Origin of the sequence: Bradyrhizobium sp. 41S5 (assembly GCF_011516665.3) — a bacterium.
GTDB classification, from domain to species: domain Bacteria; phylum Pseudomonadota; class Alphaproteobacteria; order Rhizobiales; family Xanthobacteraceae; genus Bradyrhizobium; species Bradyrhizobium quebecense.
Genome location: NZ_CP083721.1, coordinates 7,310,865 through 7,328,329 on the forward strand (window position 1 = coordinate 7,310,865; position 17,465 = coordinate 7,328,329).

Consider the following 17,465-nt stretch of genomic DNA (forward strand, 5'->3'; position numbering starts at 1 on the left):
GTGGTGGGGGATGCTGATCGTGGAGACGATTGCCCGGATCCGGCGCGAGCACTTCATCAAGGGCAAGACGATCAAGGAGATCGCCCGTGACCTGAAGGTGTCGCGGAACACGGTCCGGAAGGTGCTGAGGTCGGGAGAGACCTCCTTCGAGTACGAGCGGCAGGTGCAGCCGCGGCCAAAGCTGGGACGATGGGCAGTAGAGCTTGATGGATTGCTGGCGGCGAACGCGGCCAAATCGGCTCGTGAACAGCTGACGTTGATCCGGATCTTCGAAGAGCTGCGCGGCCGCGGCTACGACGGCGGTTACGATGCCGTGCGGCGTTACGCCAGGCGGTGGAGCAAAGAACGCGGGCAATCGACCGCGGCGGCTTATGTCCCGCTGAGCTTTGCCCCAGGCGAAGCCTACCAGTTCGACTGGAGCCACGAGGTGGTGTTGTTGAGCGGCACCACGGTGATGGTGAAGGCCGCTCATGTCCGGCTCTGTCACAGCCGCATGCTGTTCGTGCGGGCCTATCCGCGCGAGACGCAGGAGATGGTGTTCGACGCCCACGACCGGGCATTCGCCCTGTTCAAAGGCACCTGCACCCGCGGCATCTACGACAACATGAAGACCGCGGTGGAGACGATCTTTGTCGGTAAAGGCCGTCTCTACAATCGCCGCTTCCTGCAGATGTGCAGCCACTATCTGGTCGATCCGGTCGCCTGTACGCCAGCGTCGGGCTGGGAGAAGGGGCAGGTCGAGAACCAGGTCGGGCTGGTCCGGGAACGCTTCTTCACGCCGCGGCTGCGGTTCAAAAACCTCGACGAGTTAAACGCCTGGCTGCTCGACAAATGCATCGCCTACGCCAAGGCTCATCGCCATCCGGAGCTGACCGATCAGACGATCTGGGACGTGTTCGAAGCCGAACGCCCCAAACTCGTTCCCTATGCCGGCCGCTTCGACGGCTTCCATGCGGTGACGGCATCGGTCTCGAAGACCTGCCTGGTGCGCTTCGACAACAACAAGTACTCGGTCGCAGCCAGCGCAGTAGGACGACCGGTCGAGGTTCGAGCCTATGCCGATCGCATCGTCATCCGTCAGGACGGGCGCATCGCTGCGGAGCATCCACGATGCTTCGGTCGCGGCGAGACCATCTACGATCCCTGGCATTATGTACCGGTGCTGGCGCGCAAACCCGGCGCCTTGCGCAACGGTGCTCCCTTCAAAGACTGGGTGCTGCCAGCCGCGATCGAGCGGATCCGGCGCAAGCTTGCCAGCACCGACGATGGCAATCGGCAGATGGTCGACATCCTCAACGCGGTGCTGACCGACGGTCTGCCTGCGGTGGAGGCGGCCTGTGCCGAAGCGCTCAGTCACAGCGTCCATTCCGCCGATGTCGTGCTCAATATCCTGGCCCGTCAACGTGAACCTGCCCCACCGGCCAACATCATGACGCCGGCCGCACTGACGCTCCGTCATGCACCGATCGCCGATTGTGCCCGCTACGACAACCTCCGGAGGACCATCTGATGGAACGAACCCAAATCTTCGACCTCATGGGCGAACTCAAGCTCTACGGCATGAAGGCTGCCTTCGACGAGATCATGGCAACTGCCGTTAAGCGCCAGCACGAGCCTCAGCGCATTGTCGGCGACCTGCTCAACGCCGAGATCAACGAGAAGCAAGCCAGGTCGATCAAATACCAGCTCACCATCGCCAAGCTGCCGCTCGCCAAGGACATCGCGGACTTCCAGTTCGACGGCACGCCGATCAATCAGACGCTCGTCAATGATCTCGCTGGCGGCGGCTTCATCGCCCAACAACGCAACGTCGTGCTGGTTGGTGGCACCGGCACAGGCAAGACCCACCTGGCCATTGCCATCGCCAGAAGCTGCATCCGATCCGGTGCCCGCGGCCGCTTCTTCAACGTAGTCGACCTCGTCAATCGCCTCGAGACCGAGACCCGCAACGGACGGCAAGGACGGCTCGCCGAGCATCTGACCCGGATGGACTTCATCGTGCTGGATGAGCTCGGCTATTTGCCCTTCCCCCAGTCCGGTGGCCAGCTTCTCTTCCACCTCGTCAGCCGGCTCTATGAGCGCGCGTCCGTCATCGTAACCACCAATCTCGCCTTCGGCGAATGGCCGAGCGTGTTCGGCGACGCCAAGATGACCACCGCGCTGCTCGACCGATTGACCCATCACTGCGACATCGTCGAGACCGGCAACGATAGCTGGCGGTTCAAAAGCAGAGACGATGATCACGCCACCCGCGCTCGTCTCGCCTCCGCTATCCCGGCCAGCTCCGACGAGACGAGCGCTACCAGCAAACCCCGCCGCGCAAAGGGGTCAAAATTGGACGCCGATGAGGGGTCAAATTTGCAAGCCGATTGACAGGCGATGGCGGCCCAGTGCTCGGCGCCGCCGTCGGAGCCTGCGAACAGCGCATTTTTCCGATTCAGCGTGATCGGACGGATCGAGCGCTCGACGACGTTGTTGTCAAGCTCGATACGGCCATCATCGATGAAGCGCGTCAGGCCATCCCAGCGTGTGAGCGCATAGCGGATGGCGTCGGCCAACTTGCCCTTTTGGCTGATCAACGCGAGCTTTGCGCGGAGCCATCGCTCGAAGGCTTCCGCCAGCGCCCGGATTGTCTGCTGCCGAACGAGACGGCGCTCCTCGGCGCCGCGGCCACGGATGTCCCTTTCGATGGCGTAGAACTCGGCGATATGCTTGAGCGCCTCGCTGGCAATGGGCGCGGGGATGGAGTCACGTTTGAAGTGCAACGATTGATTTGAGTTTGGAGAATGCCTCGGCGGGTGTCTTGAAGTCCAGGCATTTGCGTGGGGTATCGAGCCGCCTGAGGGCGGCTGCCGTAATGTACCTGAGGTCGGTTTTGCGTGGTAGAGAGCGTCGTAAGCGCCCGATGGAGTTTTCCACGCCGCCTTTTTGCCAGGGACTATGGGGATCGCAGAAGAAGGTTTGGACGCCGAGGGCGTTGTGAAGCCTGTGATGCTCGGCGAACTCGGTTCCGTTGTCGAAGCTGATGGTTTTACGGATCGCCTGTGGAAGCTTGCCAAGTTGACGGGCGATGGTCCGAGGGGTGAGGACAGCTTTCCGATCGCGTGGATGCAGCACGATGCTGAAGCGGGCTTGTCGCCCGTGGAGAACCAGCAATCCTTGGCCATATCGCGCGAACAGCATGAAGTCGGCTTCCCAATGACCCGGCGTCCCGCGGCCTTCGACCTCGGAGGGTCGTTCATCGATCGAGCGCCGTTGTTTAATGAAGCTGGCAGGGCTGCCGCCTGGGCGTCGCCGGCGCCCTCGTCTGAGTTTATGGCACGGCAGCAGGCGGTGCCAGTAATCCTTCTGGGCCGTACGATGATAGATGAAACGATAGATTGACTCGTGGCTGATCATGACGCGACCATGCTCTCGCGCCAGTCGACCAGCGATCTGCTCCGGCGAATGTCCCATCGCAAGGCTTTTGCCGACGCAGTCCCGCAGGGCCGGCTGGCGCGCCAGCTTGAAGCGGCCATCCTGCCGTCGCCGACGTTCGGCCAATTGTTGAGCCCGGACAGGTTCGTAACCGCCCCTCCAGACCTTGGTAGGCCGCGAGTTGCGCTCCAGCTCCCGACTTATCGTCGACGTCGCGCGGTCAAGCGCAGACGCAATATCGTTTTGAGATTTACCGCCTGCAGGCAGGCGGTAAATCTCAACGCGCTCTTCAAGGCTGAGCTGGCCATAACATTGTCCCATCGCCACAACACCCTAGAGCGTTTCACATTTTGACTGAAGCATAACCGGCGTTTGCGAAGTAGTTTGGCATTCGCGAGGCTGGATGTCCTGAACGAGGTGACCGATTTGGCGCCAAGTGTCTTCGACGGTGCGCCTCTGAGCCTGCCGCATCCAGTGTTTGATCTTGGAGAAGGCCTGTTCGATCGGGTTGAGGTCGGGCGAGTATGGCGGCAGGTACCAGAGCCTGGCGCCAGCAGCCTGGATCATCTGCCTGACAGCTTTCGACTTGTGGCTTCCGAGGTTGTCGAGAATGACGATGTCGCCTTCGCGCAGGGTTGGCAGGAGAAGGTGCTTCACATAAGCGCAGAAGCATTCGCCGTTGACCGGGCCGCCGAAGACGCAGGGTGCCGTGAGTTGGTCATGGCGGAGCGCGCCGAGGAATGTGAGGGTATCGCCAGTGACCGTGCGGGGCGAAGCCGCGCAGGCGTGCGCCCATGGGGCCCCAGCCCCGCAAAGGGGCCATGTTGGTCTTGATCCAAGGGTGAGTAGGCCGGGGGATTTTCACCCCCGGCCTCTCGCAGAACGGTGCGTGAACCTCTCGGTTCACACCGCTCCCGTCAGGTGAACGTGGTCGTTCCGAAGAACTGCCAGTGTACGAACAGCTCCGCGTTATTCCGAGCCAGCTTTCGCAAGAACAGCGAAGCACCGGTTTTGTGGAGCCGGAAGCGCTTGTACTTTCGCATGGTCCACGCCTTCAGCTTCTGATTGACGTAGTCGACCAGAGAGAACAGCGCTGAACGGCTGAACCGACCATAATAACCTATCCACCCCCGGAGGAGCGGATTGATCTGTTGGGCAATCTCAGCCAGCGTCCCCGGCGTTTGCCGGGGAATGTGCAAGCTTCGGATCGTTGCTCGCATGGTCTTCAAAGCTGTCGGACTGACCGCCGGGGTGTATCCACAAAAGAATTCCTTCCGCTGTGACGTTGCCACCTGCCGCGGCCTGAACTGATATCCGAGAAAGTCAAACTTGACCCTCTGATACGTTCGCCGACGCCTGTTGTCCATGCAATAGACGATCTGCGTCTTTGTCGGGTGCATCTGAAGTCCGCACACCTCCAACCTCGCTTGAAGCTCCGCCCTAATGGCCTCTGCTTCTTGCTCGGTCCGGCAGTGCACCAGTCCGTCGTCGGCATACCGACACCAAGGGAGGTCGGGATGTGTCCCCGCCATCCAGATCAAGCACGGGCTTGCGGTGACCGCCGATGTTGCCAAGCGCAACCGAGCCGGTCGCCCGCTGCCGCTGTGACCACTTCACAACCGACGAGAGCGCAACACCAAACCGTTCCGCCACAGATCGGCAGCTCTCGCCCGCTAAAACCGACGCCACCACACGCTCGCGAAGATCCAGGGAAAGAGGTCGGGTCATGCGATGCTGGCCTCCAATCCAGTCAGCATCTTGAATCATAAACCGCCAAAAACCGGAATCCCCTCCGATTCAGTTAAGCAATGAAATGCTCTAGTTGCAGCGCCAGGCAGATGTGCTTGGCACTCAAGGGCCCACAACGATACGAAACCGCCCATCAGCGCCGGGCGTTTGGAACAGACGCCGCCGAAGTGCACGCTTTAAGCAGGCGGGCAAGATGGTAGCATTCACTCGCTGGCATGCGCGATCGCTCGTGTCGGCCGACGCATATCGTGCTCTTCAATCGACCGGAAGATGCGGCCTCGACGCAAGTCCTGTCCTCCGCAAGCAGGTAGAGGCGCCGAGCCGTGCTAGCCTCGGCTTGAGCCGATCAATAGTTTCGAGAGAAACTGTCGAGCGGTGTTACTCAAGAGCGGTCTTACCATCAACCCGAACAGGCCGACCGCCGAGACGGCAACAGCAAAGACACCGAGGGCACTCCAAACAGCCATTTTCATTGCGAGCCGGTCTCCTTGGTTTGGTTGATATGCTTGCCTGGGCAGTATCGCCAAAAAGTGTCCGAGTGACGCCTACCAGAAATGGCTGGCATCACAGAACCACCTCGCGCCGCGTATGCTATCTTATTCGGTGGATCGTTGATTGCTTGGAGAAGGCAGCGCAGCGCGCCGTGCTTGATGAACCGGGGCCAGCTTGCATGAAAGCCGTCTGTTCGACCAAGTGGTCCTCGGTGCAAAGGCGGCGTATTCGGATTTGTCGCTGCCCACGCGGAGGGACATTCGGGATGTCATCCGATGTCCGTGATTGTAGAGCGACTTCTGCATCGAGTATGAACGGCGGGCATGCCGCTAGGCACATTAGCAGATCGCAACATGACGCGAGGTTGACGGAATATCCCTTTTGCCGATAATTGAAGGTGTCGAGGTTCTCCGGTCTCATTAGGCCGGAGCTAAGAGGGAAGCCGGTGTCAATTCCGGCGCTGTCCCCGCAACTGTGAGTAGCGAGCTGTCCAACGAAGGCACTGAAGCCTGACGGTTTCGGGAAGACCGGACAGCAGCGCTGAGCCGCGAGCCAGGAGACCTGCCCCGCCACTATCTTCGTCCACCGGCGGGTGTCCCGGTGGTGCGCCAAGCAACGGTCGCTCGCGCGGCTTCTTCTGCCTGCGTCCGCCATGGCCTTTGCCACCAATATGGGGTTAACGCTATGTCTCTTCTCTCTCTTCCGGTTGCCACACTCGGAACGCCACCCATCGGTCCAAGGCGAGAGCTCAAGGTTGCGCTCGAAAGTTACTGGGCCGGAAAAATCGCCGAACAGCAGTTGCTCGAGGATGCAGCTGGCCTACGTGCCGCAAATTGGGCTCGCCAGAGGTCTCTCGGTGTCACCGTGATCCCATCGAACGATTTCTCACTGTACGACCAGGTGCTCGACACCAGTGTCATGGTTGGTGCCATCCCAGCAGTCTACGAGCCGAATGCCGGATCCATTTCGCTCAAGACATACTTCGCCATGGCACGCGGGGCACAATGCGACGGTCAGGATGGGAGTTGCGGTCACCCGTCGCGTGGATATGGCGCACCCGCGCAGGAGATACCAAATGGTTCGACACCAACTACCATTACATGGTCCCGGAATTTCACCCGGGGCAGACTTTCAGACTATCCTCTCGCAAACCAATCGAGGAGTACGAGGAAGCCAAGGCCCTTGGCTTTCAGACGCGCCCTGTCCTGATCGGGCCGGTTACATTCTTGAAGCTTGGCAAGAGTGCCGATCCTGCGTTCCAGCCACTGTCACTGCTAGATGACCTGATACCGGTCTATATTGAGCTTTTGAAGGAATTGGCCAAACGCGGGGCAAATTGGGGTCAATTCGACGAACCTTGCCTGCAACCATGATCTTGATGCTTCGGCGAGCAACTCTCCGGCTTCGCATTTACCAAAAACGGTTGGGTGCAATCCTATGGCTCGCGCTGTGTCCGGCCGCCGATCCTGTTTGGAGATGTCTCGCGGCCGAAGCCGATCACGGTGGACTGGTGGCGCTATGCGCAGTCGCTAACCAAAAGGCCGATGAAGGCGATGTTGACCGTAAGACCGTATGTCCGCCTCTACCGATGAGGTGGCTCGCCCTACACTGCGCGTCCGAGGGTTGCTCGGGCGAACCGAGCCGATCCTCATCACAGGAGGACGAGCCGTGGCAGATTATAGGGAAGCATTCGTCGGAATCGATGTGGCCAAGCTGAGAAATGCCGTCGCGATTGCGGATGCAGGCCGGGAGGGGGAGGTTCGGTTCTTCGGCGAGGTTGATGCTTCGGCCACCAACATGCGCCGCGTCTTAGGGCGGATCGCCAACCGGTTTGACCGCGTCCACTTCTGTTACGAAGCCGGCCCGACTGGCTATGGTCTTTATCGCCTGATCCGGTCGCTCGGCCACCAATGCACGGTGGTGGCGCCGTCGCTGATCCCAAGGAAGCCGGGTGATCGTGTGAAGACGAACCGCCGGGACGCCGTTTCTCTCGCGCGGCTGCTACGCGCCGGCGAGCTGACGGCGGTATGGGTTCCCGATGAAGGTCACGAAGCGATGCGCGACCTCGTTCGCGCTCGATCGGCAGCGGTTGAGACGCTGCGCATCCACCGGCAGCAGGTGAGCGCCTTCATGCTCAAGCATGGCCGCACCTATCCCCGCAAAAAGGGCTGGACGATGCGCTATTTGCGTTGGCTCCAGGAACAACAGTTCGACCACCCCGCACATCAGATCGCGCTACAAGAAATGGTCGAAGCAGTTCGCGTCGCCAGGGACCGGGTCGACCGGCTCGAGCGCACGATCGAAGAGTTCGTCTCGACCTGGTCTCTGGAGCCGCTCGTGCGGGCGCTTCAAACATTGCGCGGCGTCGATCTGGTCGTCGCAGTGACATTCGCAACCGAGGTCGGTGACGTGAGCCGTTTTGAGGGCCCACGTCAACTTATGGGTTACCTCGGTCTGGTGCCAAGCGAGCGATCGACGGGAGAGGCTGTCAGACGTGGCGGCATCACCAAGGCCGGCAACGGCCGTGTTCGCCACATGTTGGTCGAAAGCGCCTGGACATATCGACACCCGCCGAAGATCGGCAAGACAAAACTATACCGGCTCGAACAGACGTCGCCAGCAGTGCGAGAGATTGCTTGGAAGGCGCAGAGCCGCTTGACGGCCCGGTACCGGAAGCTGGCGGCGCGCGGCAAACGAACGACGGTGGTCTGCACCGCTATCGCCCGTGAACTGGTGGGGTTCATGTGGGCGGTTGCCAGGCAAGTGCAGACAGCCTGATCGAGCGCCCTTATCATCGTGCATGGGCGGAGGCGGGACCACGGCAGAGGGAATGCCCGTCAGACGCTTTGTGGCCGGCAAGAGCGCCGACGCCCGCAGTAAGATAGGAGCAGACCTCGGACGCACAATCGGGAATGCGGTAGCCAACCCGCGCATCAGAGCTTGATCACCGACGTCCTTCGGTTCCGCCTCCACCTATGCACGACCATCTCTATGAATAGCCGATCGACGACGATCGGGGCGGTGCTCTGCGTTCTAATCCTTGACAGCGGACATCAGAGCGCTGTTCAGCGGCCACCTTCCGGATGACGGGGTGATCTGCGAGTCTGCGGTTCGGTTTGGACCGTTAGGCTTAGAATGGACACAGAGCATAGTGCTATCACGGAGCCGGTGCGGCGGCTTGAAGTCTTCACCGGAGCCGGCCGTCGGCGGAAGTGGAGCGATGGGGACAAGGCGCGGATCGTTGCGGAGATCGTGGCGAGCGGCGACTCGGTCTGTTCGGTAGCCCGACGGCATGGATTGTCACCGCAGCAGTTGTTTGGCTGGCGACGTCAGTTGCGAGAAGCAGCAGGCGGTCATTCCGCAATAGAAGAAGTACAGTTTGTGCCGGCGGTGGTGGATGCCGCGGTGCCGGCGCCCGCTGTTGACCGGGAGCGCAAAGCGGTGCGCTGCAAGGCCAAAGCGGATACCCGGGCTCGCCGTTGCGATGCCGGGAATATCGAGATCGAAGTCGACGGCATCATGATCCGGGCCGGTCGTGGTGCGGATGCGACGATGGTTGCGTCGATTGTCCAGGCGCTGAAGGCGAGCCGGTGATCGGTCCGTCGGGTGCGGTCCGGGTGATGGTGGCGACCAAGCCGGTGGACTTCCGTAAGGGGATGGAAGGGCTCGCGACCCTGGTGCGCGAGAGCATGCGGGCAGATCCATTCTCGGGAGCTGTCTATGTGTTCCGGGCCAAGCGGGCACAGCTCGTTTCATTGTACGTCCCTTTGTCAGATACCGGGTAGGCGGATCATTCTATCATATTGATAATCAATGTAGTTTCTCGGCCGACGCTCGATCACGCGCTGCACCGCTATACGTACTGTTTCCGAGCTCAGCGCGTCGACAGGAACCAACCATTGCGAGCCCTTGATTGCTTGTGTGGCCGGCAAGATGTCCTTCAGCACCAAGCTCTTTGCTGATCCGACGCAAATTCCAAAGTGTGCCGCAGCCTTCGCAAGGCTGATCATTTTGCCGTCGGACGATGCGGGGTCGTATTCCGGCAAGCCCAGGCGTTCGCGCATTTCCCGCACGCGAACAGTCGTCCAGGTCTCGCCGTCGCCGGTCTTGCAGCGCATCCGATTGAGCGACACGGCGAGCTCTCGATCAGGCCAATGACCAGCGAGTTTACGAAGTGCGTCAACGGCAGTCGGTGCCATGTCGCCCGGATATCGGCCCGTCTTAACGCGAGCAACGCGAACCTCCGTGTGCCGGCCGCCGGTCCAGTGGATGAGCAGAACCGCCTCATTGGTGTTCCTATCGAGATCGCAAACAATCTCTCGGACCACAATGTGAACCAGCCGCTGCTTGGTGCGCGTGTCCGTGGACGGTGCATTCCAAACCCGCGGAAGATCATGCGCAAGTTGCAGAAGCAGGGCGCGGTCGATCTTGGGACTTTCCGCCGATGCGGTGCGCAGCTCCTTTACACGACCTTCAAGCTCGGCAACCCGCTCCAATGCGCCATTCCAGCGCGCCTCGAGTTCGCGGGCAACGTGGCGCTTGGCCGGATCCACAAGCTCGTATCGGCGTGCAGCAAGAGACGCTTCGTAGCGTACGACTTCAAGCTCCCGTTCGACGGCCGTGATGATCTCTTGTCTTGAGCGCTCAACCTGGTCGGACGCCAATATCGCTGCTTCAACAGCCCGATCGGAGACGGCCTCAAGGATTTGCAGCGCGACCGCACGATCGACCCGCACCCCGCCGATGCCGATACATAGGCCAGCGCCGACATGGGCGTCATCGCCGCGGCATTGATAACGATGGGCATTCCCCTTGGCCTGGCCGTAGAACACACGCATCATCCGCCCGCAATGGCCGCACCGCATCAATCCGGTCAGAAGTGCGCGTCCCCCGCGCGCCGATTTTCGCGAGCAGTTCTTCTTCATGTGGGCGTTTTCCAGCAGCAGCCTCTGATTGTCCTCATACTCCTGCCAGCTGACATAGCCGGGATGATTGTCGCGCAGGAGAACATTCCATTCCTCCCGCGGCTTTTTGAACCCGCTGACCTTGCGGGCGCGACCGTCCACGATCCGTGTCTTCTGGGCGATTCGGCCAAACGCATAGGCGCCAGCATAGAGCGGATTGTGCAGGATCTGCATCACCGTGTGATAGGCCGGCGCCTTCCAGCTGAGCTTGTAGATTTGAACGTTTTTTAGAACCACAGGCATTTTGATGTCGGCAGCACGCAGCCAAAGAAAGACCTGCCGGGCGCTACCGAGCTCGCGGAACTTCGTGAAGACGAGTCGAACCAATCCCGCCACATGTTCGTCGGGATCCATTTCGATCTTGCCGAGTTCACTCCAACAAAATCCAGGTGGAAGCATGAAGCGGTACTCGCCGCGCTTGGCCTTAGAGTCCCGAGCGGCGATTCCACGTTGGCGAAGCAGGCTCAGCTCATACTCCGACATCGTTCCCTTCAGTCCGAGAAGCAGGCGGTCGTTGACAAGCCGCGGATCATAGGCGCCGTCGGGATCAATGACCAACGCGCCCGCGAGGGCGCATAGGTCGATCAAGTGATGCCAGTCGCGTCCATTGCGCGCCAGCCGCGACGCCTCAATGCAATAAACGGCACCGACGTTACCCGAACAAACCATCGCCACAAGCCGCTCAAATCCGGGCCGTTGAGTGCTGCCAGAGCCTGAGCGGCCAAGATCATCGTCAATTACCGCCACCGACTTAAATCCGGCGGTTTCCGCGGCCTGCGCCAGGTCATATTGCCGCCGCTGGCTTTCGAGATTCCCCATAACTTGGGACATTGTCGATTGGCGAACATAGACGACGGCGGCGCGGTCGAGGTGATCACGTGTGATCTTGACACTCATGGTCACCTCCCGACATCTGAGCGGGTTCGACGCCAGCCGCTTCCAGCAACAGATCGGCGAGCGCCTCGATCAGACCTTTGGGATTGGCGCCCAGCGGGTTCTGGGGAATCCGAAGACGCAGATCCAGACCCAGTTGCATCGGCTCGCGATATTGGCTTTTTCTCCGCACGTCCTTTCTCCCTCTTCAAAGAAGGACGGGATTGTGCGCCCGACGCCTGAGTCGCGCCCAGAAGCTTCAGAACAGCAGCAAATTCGTTCAGCCCCTCAATACTGACCTGCGGCGGTCCTAGCGCCATGCCGGCGCAGTAGCTTTCGTCGAGCATCCAATTGGGAACTTCGCGGCTAAACCCACGCCGCTCCTCTGTGTAGATGCATTTCAGCTCCTTGCCGCGTCGGAACGGTGCCACCTGAAGCGTCCGCCCAAAAAGCGGATGCCACGGATACGCAATCTTCGCGCTTCGAAGACTGTATGCAGAATGTCGAGTGTTGGGCGGATCGGATCAAGCTGGTGTTCTGGGACGGAACGGGTCTGTGCCTGTTCGCCAAGAGGCTCGAGGATGGGATCTTCCGCTGGCCGAAGATCGAGGACGGCGTGATGCGCCTGTCGGCGGCGCAATTGTCGGCGCTGCTGGAAGGGCTCGACTGGCGGCTTGTGCATGAGGCGCGGGAGACGTCGACGCCAACGCAGGCCGGATAGCTGTTGGCAGCGCTGCGGCGAAATGAATCAGGAGCGTCGGACGCGTCGCCAGATGGCGGCGAATATGCTCTGAATTGGGTGTGAGCGACGCCCTGCCTGACGATCCCGAGACGCTGAAAGCGATGCTGCTTGCCGAACGATGCGAGAGCGAACGGCTGCGTCAGATCATCAAGGAATTGCAGCGGCATCGGTTTGGCCGGCGGGCAGAGACGCTGCCTGAAGATCAGATGCTGCTGGGCTTGGAAGACGTCGAGCAGGTTGCCGCATACAACGAGACGGCACAGGACGTGAGCGCACCTGAAGGCCGTGAGGCGCGGGCTCGCACGCGCCGCGGCAACCGTGGCGCCTTGCCGATGCACCTGCCGCGGATCGAGGTCGTCGTCGACATCGAGGGCAAGACCTGTCCCTGTTGCCAGGGCGAGTTGCACCGGATCGGCGAGGATAGAAGCGAGCGGCTGGACCTGGTCCCGGCGCAGTTCCGGATCCTCGTGACCAGGCGTCCCAAATACGCCTGCCGGGCTTGCGAGGACGGGGTCATGCAGGCGCCGGCCCCGATTAGGCTGATCGATGGCGGATTGCCGACCGAGGCCACCGTCGCCCACGTCCTGGTCTCCAAATATGCCGATCACCTGCCGCTCTACCGGCAGGCGCAGATTTACGCCCGCCAGGGCATTGAGCTCGATCGTTCGACGCTGGCGGACTGGGTAGGACAAGCTGCCTTCCACCTGCGTCCGCTGCATGACCGTCTGCTCGGCAAGCTCAGGCAACGGCCAAAGCTGTTCGCCGACGAGACGACGATGCCGGTGCTCGATCCCGGCCGCGGACGCACCAAGACCGGTCAGCTCTGGGCCTATGCAGCGGACGACCGGCCGTGGGGCGGTGCCGATCCGCCGGGCGTTGCCTATGTCTATGCCCCCGATCGCAAAGCCGATCGGCCGATCGCCCATCTCGCAGGCTTCGAAGGGATCCTGCAGGTCGATGGCTATGCCGGCTATGGCAAGCTCGCCGAGCGTGGCGATGTCCAACTTGCATTCTGCTGGTCGCACATGCGACGTAACTTCTACGAACTTGCCACACCCGGTCCCGCGCCCATTGCCAGCGAGGCGCTCAAGCATATCGCCGAGTTCTACGCCATCAAAAGGGACATCCGTGGTCGCGGCGCCGAGGAGCGCCGTCTCGTTCGGCAGCAGAAAATCCGGCCGCTGGCGGAAGCCTTCGAGCGATGGCTCCGCGCAAAGCTCGCGTTGATCAGCCAAAAGGGCAAGTTGGCCGACGCCATTCGCTATGCGCTCTCACGCTGGGAGGGCCTGACGCGCTTCATCAATGACGGCCGCATCGAGCTCGACAACAACGTCGTCGAGCGCTCGATCCGTCCGATCACGCTGAATCGGAAAAATGCGCTGTTCGCAGGCTCCGACGGCGGCGCCGAGCACTGGGCCACCATCGCCTCCCTGGTCGAAACCTGTAAGCTGAACGACGTCGATCCGCTCGCTTACCTGACCGACGCCCTCACCAGGATCGTCAACGGCCATCCAAACAGCGACATCGATCAGCTGCTTCAGTGGGCCTATTGTCGTCAAGACCTCAAAGCTGTGGCCTGAGAACGACGCTTACTGTTGACCGGACCAGTAACGATCTTGAACTGGTCGTTTGTTCGCGAGGATATTCCCCGAAGCGAAGTCTGCCGTCAGATTGCGCTCGCAATTCGAGATGAAGTCGGCGATCGCGAGAATGCGGGTGCTTCCATGATCCAGATCGATGAGGGTGCACTACGCGAAGGCTTGCCATTGCGTAGTGCGCAGTGGACCGTTTACCTCGAGTGGGCTGGAGATTGCTTCCGCATCTGCTCATCGGGCGTCGCCGAACAAACTCAGATTCATACCCACGTGTGTTACTCAGAATTCAACGACATCATCCATGCGATTGCTGCAATGGACGCAGATGTCATCTCGATTGAGACTTCGCGCTCGAAGATGGAACTGCTCGACGCGTTCAGGAACTACAACTATCCGAACCAAATTGGGCCAGGCGTGTACGACATTCATTCCCCACGCGTTCCCGAGACCGGCGAGATGAAGGAGCTCATGGCCTTGGCTCTGAAGCGGCTGCAGCGGTCGCAGCTCTGGGTCAATCCGGATTGTGGCTTGAAGACACGCAAATGGGAGGAGGTTCGCCCGGCACTTGTCAACATGGTCGCTGCGGCCCGCGAACTGCGCGCTGCATCCGCTCCAATAGGCCATTGATCCTTGGTCAGGTCTTTCGTCGAGCTGATCGGCTTAAGGAGATCTCGATAGTCCCGGGAGAGCCTTGGTGAATACAAAAGGCCCGGCCGCGTTTAGCGGCCGGGCGGAAGTCGAGTCTGGGAGGAGCGACGCTGCTAGGCATCGCGGCCACTTCCATCGGCAGAGGGAGCACGGCCGACGGCTCGATCTCGGCGAGGACATTCGCCGAAAATCTAAGTCCCAGTTAAGGCACAGGTGATCGTAACTCAATTATGCCCTGGTATGCGCCCAATATAGCCAAGGATTAGAAGACTACACCAAGGTTGTTGCTGATGAGGACTGTCTCAACGACTCGCTGAGTCGAGCATGGGTGGGCGATGATGTGGAGCGATCGCCATGGAAGGCAACGAGCCGCAAAACGTGGTGCGCTCTCCTGCCCGCAAACAATACGCTCAATCACCGAGACATATCAAAATCGCGCTCGCAAGGACCTCATCATCACCAATGAAATGAGCAGCTTGAGTTAGGCCAGATTCGGTGGGTCGTTGGTCAAACCGTTGTCGCCCGATTGGAATCCTCGGTTCCAACGAGTGTTTGAAATCTACGTACGGCTCGACGTAGTGGGTGTGACGACGCTTGTAGATAGCTCGGGACCGGATGCCAAATCGGTGTGCTATCAGCCCCGCGATACTCCTAACCAGAAGCCGATTTGGTGATGTTGATCTCCGATCGGAACCGGATCGGGTTGGCTTCGGTTCAAACCGCCCGACCGTGCGTAGCCCTCGACCCAGGGAGGTGCGCGTCGAACGAAGATGCGACGCTCCGGACGAGAAACTCTGCGCCATCGACCACGGAAAGTCGACCGTCGTCCAGTACGGCAACTCCATCTGCGATCAGGTTGGCGAGTCGAGAACGATCGACGACGGCCAGGCTCGGATCCTTGCCGTAACGACGGCATGTCTCGCAAAGATCGACTGCCATGCCGCACATGAGTCGCTCGATGATTTCGGCGCGGAAGCGATCGTCGTCGGCCAGCAAATAGCCCTTCATCGTGGCCAGCCGTTCCTCGGCGATGCGAGCAAGGTAGTCCTTTATCGACACAGCGTTCGCGACGAACCCTTGTTGCATCTGGCCAATGGCGCTGGCGCCGAGTCCAAGGAGGGTGTCCGCCGAATCATCCATATAACCTTGAAAGTTGCGCCTCAACCTGCCTTCCTGCCGTGCCAGGGCGAGATTGTCGTCCGGCAGGGCGAAGTGATCGATGCCGATGCGTACATATCCAGCGTCGACCAAAGCTTGCGCGATCGTTTCCGATTGGAGGTGTCGCTCGACGCTGTCGGGCAGAGTGGATCCATCGATCTTGCGTTGATGCTTCTTAAAGAAAGGAACGTGCGCGTAGCCAAACACCGAGAACCGATCCGGATGCAGTGCGAGGCATTTGGAGAGAGTGTCGAGGCAGGAAACGACGGTCTGCTGGGGCAGCCCATAGAGCAGGTCGAAATTAATCCGGCCGATGCCGGCGCGGTGTAGAAGATCGACCGATACTGCGGTCTGTTCGAAGCTCTGCAGACGGCCAATGGCCCGTTGAACAACCGGATCGAGGCTTTGGACACCTAGGCTCGCCCTGTTGACCCCGCAATAGCCTAGCGCCTCGGCCATCGGCTCGGTCAATATGCGTGGATCGATCTCTACGGCGATCTCGGCATCAGGCAAAATTGCGAACGAATAGCGCAACGAGGCGACCAGATCAGCAAACGTTTCAGGTGTCATGATCGTCGGCGTGCCGCCGCCGAAGTGGACATGGGAGACCGGTTGTCGTCGACCGATGGTTTCTCCAATGAGGTAGGCTTCAGTTCGCAGTGCGGTTGCATAGGTCGCGAGCGGCTCCTGGCGTTTCATGACAGATGTGTGGCAGCCGCAGTACCAGCACATGCTTTGGCAAAATGGCACGTGCACGTAAATCGAGGCGGACTGCTGGCCGCCTAACGACTTGAGCCACGCTTGATAGTCGGATTCGCTAACTGACGCCGAGAAATAGGGAGCCGTCGGATAGCTGGTGTAGCGTGGCAGGGAGTGCTGCCCGTAGGATTTTGCCAAGTCGGGTCGCATTCTTCTTCTCTGGGTCCAAATCGCAGATACGCCGGATAGGTTTTTTACGCCGGATAGGTTTTTGCGCTGCGTCAGTTTAATGGTGGCTGATGGCAGTGGCGAGTCTGAAGCCAAATTGGTAGGGCATGCCCACGGCGTATGTCGTCCCTGGATCGCGATGAGCGGTGATGCCGCAGCAATGGGCGGCATGCAAGCCAGTTCTCGTTTTGATCCAATTGCATGAGCGAAGGGAGAAAGTATTCCTCTCCCGAAGGATACTAGCCGTCCCTCGTGAGGCCATGTAGCGGGCTGCCGGCCATTCCGGAGGAAAGAGCGACCGAACTCCGTTCGGCTTCAGCTTCTTGCTCCAATTCTAGGATATGCGCTCTTAGCGCATCGGAGGTCGCCCTTGCTGCTTCGCTGAATAGGGGATCACCATGATCGGTGAGTGCAGAAGCGATGTCGGACCAATCCTGAGGGGATAGAGCCAGAACGGCGGCGGGAAATAAATCTCGTTCTTCCAACATCATGTGGTGCCGCTCGCGTACGATAAAGTCGCGTACGGTATTGCCGACGTCTTGCCGAACGAGTTCACGATCCGCGAGGACCCATCAATAGCTTGAACGGCGTGGTGCAGACGGTCGACGACTTCCTGGTGTTCATGTGCGAGATTGCCGACGATCGCATCCGGATCGCGAGTCTCGAGCTTTGAGAAAATCAAGTCTTCTTGAGGATGATGGTACATCGCCGGGTAAACCTCGAAGTAACTGAGGATCGCGCGAATGACCTCATAGTCCGGACGGGTCCCATGCTCGAAAACCTCCAATTCGCGTTGGAGGAAAGTCAGAAGAAGATCAATATTGCGATGCTCTCGAAGCAACAGATCGATGGTCATTGTAGGCTCCATGGAGGAACAAGGTAGCAGGTCGCTCGAGCTAA

12 protein-coding genes, 8 pseudogenes and 1 riboswitch are annotated in these 17,465 nt (G+C 60.2%); of the genes and pseudogenes, 11 read left to right on the forward strand and 9 right to left on the reverse strand.

The features are described 5' to 3' along the window. Positions 1-10: 10 nt before the first annotated feature. Positions 11-1,601 (forward strand): annotated as a pseudogene (gene istA / locus HAP47_RS35130) (IS21 family transposase). After that, positions 1,510-2,373, forward strand: a complete 864-nt coding sequence (istB, locus tag HAP47_RS35135; RefSeq protein WP_173643941.1) for an IS21-like element helper ATPase IstB — start codon at positions 1,510-1,512, stop codon at positions 2,371-2,373. Before istA ends, istB begins: the two are co-directional and overlap by 92 nt. 2 nt (positions 2,374-2,375) lie before the next feature. Here the strand turns inward: istB and HAP47_RS35140 are convergent. The 6 genes and pseudogenes from HAP47_RS35140 to HAP47_RS41965 form a co-directional block, all read right to left on the reverse strand. Beyond that, positions 2,376-2,741, reverse strand: a pseudogene (locus HAP47_RS35140) (IS66 family transposase); the annotation flags it as partial. A 7-nt stretch (positions 2,742-2,748) separates the two neighbouring features. Further along, entirely contained in the window at positions 2,749-3,738 is a 990-nt protein-coding gene (locus tag HAP47_RS35145; protein WP_173643978.1) for an IS30 family transposase, read from the reverse strand. A 22-nt stretch (positions 3,739-3,760) separates the two neighbouring features. Further along, positions 3,761-4,255: pseudogene (locus tag HAP47_RS35150) on the reverse strand (IS630 family transposase); the annotation flags it as partial. Between the two features lie 79 nt (positions 4,256-4,334). Beyond that, positions 4,335-4,637: a group II intron maturase-specific domain-containing protein gene (locus HAP47_RS35155; protein ID WP_231169029.1), complete on the reverse strand. Its 303-nt coding sequence runs from the start codon at positions 4,635-4,637 to the stop codon at positions 4,335-4,337. A gap of 144 nt (positions 4,638-4,781) precedes the next feature. Then, positions 4,782-4,949: pseudogene (locus HAP47_RS35160) on the reverse strand (reverse transcriptase domain-containing protein); the annotation flags it as partial. Positions 4,950-4,953: 4 nt separating this feature from the next. Beyond that, positions 4,954-5,145: pseudogene (locus HAP47_RS41965) on the reverse strand (helix-turn-helix domain-containing protein); the annotation flags it as partial. A gap of 899 nt (positions 5,146-6,044) precedes the next feature. After that, positions 6,045-6,241, forward strand: a riboswitch (cobalamin riboswitch). Between the two features lie 101 nt (positions 6,242-6,342). Between HAP47_RS41965 and HAP47_RS35170 the strand changes: the two are divergent. The 5 genes and pseudogenes from HAP47_RS35170 to tnpB (HAP47_RS41800) form a co-directional block, all read left to right on the forward strand. Beyond that, positions 6,343-7,022, forward strand: a pseudogene (locus tag HAP47_RS35170) (5-methyltetrahydropteroyltriglutamate--homocysteine S-methyltransferase); the annotation flags it as partial. A 63-nt stretch (positions 7,023-7,085) separates the two neighbouring features. Continuing rightward, positions 7,086-7,250: a hypothetical protein gene (locus HAP47_RS41795; RefSeq protein ID WP_371821706.1), complete on the forward strand. Its 165-nt coding sequence runs from the start codon at positions 7,086-7,088 to the stop codon at positions 7,248-7,250. A gap of 76 nt (positions 7,251-7,326) precedes the next feature. Further along, positions 7,327-8,436: an IS110 family transposase gene (locus tag HAP47_RS35175; RefSeq protein ID WP_173643979.1), complete on the forward strand. Its 1,110-nt coding sequence runs from the start codon at positions 7,327-7,329 to the stop codon at positions 8,434-8,436. A gap of 390 nt (positions 8,437-8,826) precedes the next feature. Then, on the forward strand, positions 8,827-9,252 hold the full coding sequence (tnpA, locus tag HAP47_RS35180; protein ID WP_231168593.1) for an IS66-like element accessory protein TnpA: 426 nt from the start codon (positions 8,827-8,829) through the stop codon (positions 9,250-9,252). Then, a pseudogene (tnpB, locus tag HAP47_RS41800) lies at positions 9,249-9,398 on the forward strand (IS66 family insertion sequence element accessory protein TnpB); the annotation flags it as partial. The gene tnpA and the pseudogene tnpB (HAP47_RS41800), both read left to right, overlap by 4 nt. A 30-nt stretch (positions 9,399-9,428) precedes the next feature. Here tnpB (HAP47_RS41800) and HAP47_RS35185 read toward each other — a convergent pair. Further along, positions 9,429-11,519 (reverse strand): recombinase family protein, encoded by a 2,091-nt coding sequence (locus HAP47_RS35185; protein WP_173637250.1) that lies wholly within the window; start codon positions 11,517-11,519, stop codon positions 9,429-9,431. Here HAP47_RS35185 and HAP47_RS35190 point away from each other — a divergent pair. The 4 genes and pseudogenes from HAP47_RS35190 to HAP47_RS35205 all read left to right on the forward strand — a co-directional run. Continuing rightward, a complete protein-coding gene (locus HAP47_RS35190) occupies positions 11,503-11,793 on the forward strand; it encodes a hypothetical protein (protein WP_173637249.1) in 291 nt (96 codons plus the stop codon). The genes HAP47_RS35185 and HAP47_RS35190 overlap by 17 nt on opposite strands. A 195-nt stretch (positions 11,794-11,988) precedes the next feature. Then, positions 11,989-12,216, forward strand: a complete 228-nt coding sequence (tnpB, locus tag HAP47_RS35195; RefSeq protein WP_173643982.1) for an IS66 family insertion sequence element accessory protein TnpB — start codon at positions 11,989-11,991, stop codon at positions 12,214-12,216. 122 nt (positions 12,217-12,338) lie between these two features. Beyond that, positions 12,339-13,817 carry an IS66 family transposase gene (tnpC, locus tag HAP47_RS35200; RefSeq protein ID WP_173643997.1) on the forward strand — a complete coding sequence of 493 codons (1,479 nt, stop codon included), beginning with the start codon at positions 12,339-12,341 and terminating at the stop codon, positions 13,815-13,817. 6 nt (positions 13,818-13,823) lie between these two features. After that, positions 13,824-14,459 (forward strand): annotated as a pseudogene (locus tag HAP47_RS35205) (5-methyltetrahydropteroyltriglutamate--homocysteine S-methyltransferase); the annotation flags it as partial. 735 nt (positions 14,460-15,194) lie between these two features. Here the strand turns inward: HAP47_RS35205 and hemN are convergent. Next, the gene (hemN, locus tag HAP47_RS35210; RefSeq protein WP_173643983.1) at positions 15,195-16,547 is read right to left on the reverse strand and encodes an oxygen-independent coproporphyrinogen III oxidase; all 1,353 of its coding nucleotides are present in this window, start codon (positions 16,545-16,547) and stop codon (positions 15,195-15,197) included. A gap of 505 nt (positions 16,548-17,052) precedes the next feature. After that, positions 17,053-17,421 carry a hemerythrin domain-containing protein gene (locus tag HAP47_RS35215; protein WP_224580942.1) on the reverse strand — a complete coding sequence of 123 codons (369 nt, stop codon included), beginning with the start codon at positions 17,419-17,421 and terminating at the stop codon, positions 17,053-17,055. Positions 17,422-17,465: the final 44 nt, after the last annotated feature.

Bases quoted from the DNA above. Each gene is read 5' to 3' on its own strand.
- istB (WP_173643941.1), top strand. From the start codon at position 1,510: ATGGAACGAACCCAAATCTTCGACCTCATGGGCGAACTCAAGCTCTAC.
- HAP47_RS35145 (WP_173643978.1), bottom strand. From the start codon at position 3,738: ATGGGACAATGTTATGGCCAGCTCAGCCTTGAAGAGCGCGTTGAGATT.
- HAP47_RS35155 (WP_231169029.1), bottom strand. From the start codon at position 4,637: ATGCGAGCAACGATCCGAAGCTTGCACATTCCCCGGCAAACGCCGGGG.
- HAP47_RS35185 (WP_173637250.1), bottom strand. From the start codon at position 11,519: ATGAGTGTCAAGATCACACGTGATCACCTCGACCGCGCCGCCGTCGTC.
- tnpB (WP_173643982.1), top strand. From the start codon at position 11,989: ATGCAGAATGTCGAGTGTTGGGCGGATCGGATCAAGCTGGTGTTCTGG.
- tnpC (WP_173643997.1), top strand. From the start codon at position 12,339: ATGCTGCTTGCCGAACGATGCGAGAGCGAACGGCTGCGTCAGATCATC.
- hemN (WP_173643983.1), bottom strand. From the start codon at position 16,547: ATGCGACCCGACTTGGCAAAATCCTACGGGCAGCACTCCCTGCCACGC.
- HAP47_RS35215 (WP_224580942.1), bottom strand. From the start codon at position 17,421: ATGACCATCGATCTGTTGCTTCGAGAGCATCGCAATATTGATCTTCTT.